The sequence below is a fragment of the Sulfoacidibacillus thermotolerans genome, assembly GCF_003144315.1.
GTDB classification, from domain to species: domain Bacteria; phylum Bacillota; class Bacilli; order Alicyclobacillales; family SLC66; genus Sulfoacidibacillus; species Sulfoacidibacillus thermotolerans.
Genome location: NZ_MPDK01000105.1, coordinates 1 through 641 on the forward strand (window position 1 = coordinate 1; position 641 = coordinate 641).

General features: G+C 42.0%; 1 protein-coding gene. It reads left to right on the plus strand.

Annotated elements, in window-relative coordinates; translation table 11 throughout:
* The coding region (locus BM613_RS14680) for a sigma-70 family RNA polymerase sigma factor (RefSeq protein ID WP_146192865.1) at positions 1–466 on the plus strand (466 nt) is incomplete at its 5' end.
* Between the last annotated feature and the right edge of the window lie 175 nt (positions 467–641).

The following is a 641-nucleotide window of genomic DNA, read 5'->3' on the forward strand; positions in this document are numbered from 1 at the left end:
AGACGTCGCACCAGACCAACGCTATGAATATGAACGAGCAAAGGAGGAATCTAGCATAAAGACCTATACCCCAGAACAAGAAGTAGCTTGGATTCGAAAGATCATTCGGTGCGAAATGCTCAATGAACGCAAGCGCTATCAACGCTGGAATCGAGAAGCACTGATTCTTAACGCTCCTATTGATCCCAATCACGATGAAAAATGGATAGAACAAGTTTCAGAGAGCAGTAGATTAAGCGTAGAAGAGCAGGCAGAGCTAACTTTACTGCTAGAACTACTCCCTGCGCGGGAACGACAAGTTTTAATTGGGCTATATTTTGATGATCGATCTCAACGTGAAGTTGGAGAACGATTAGGAATGAGTCAAATGATGGTCAGCAAAATTCATCGTCAGGCTATTGGACATATGAAGGAGATGTTATCCGATGAAATGCACGGTGGAAACGGTTCATCACTTACTACATGAAGCACATGCAGGGAGAATTGATGCAGCGATTCAACTATGTGATTGTTTTACAGACGAGATGAGAAAGTTGTCTAAGATGTTACCTGAAAAAGCTCGCCAGGATGGAGAACAGAGAGCATGTTTACGCTTGATTTTAGAGTCCACGAAAAAAATTTATGAATGAGGTTTTCAAAAG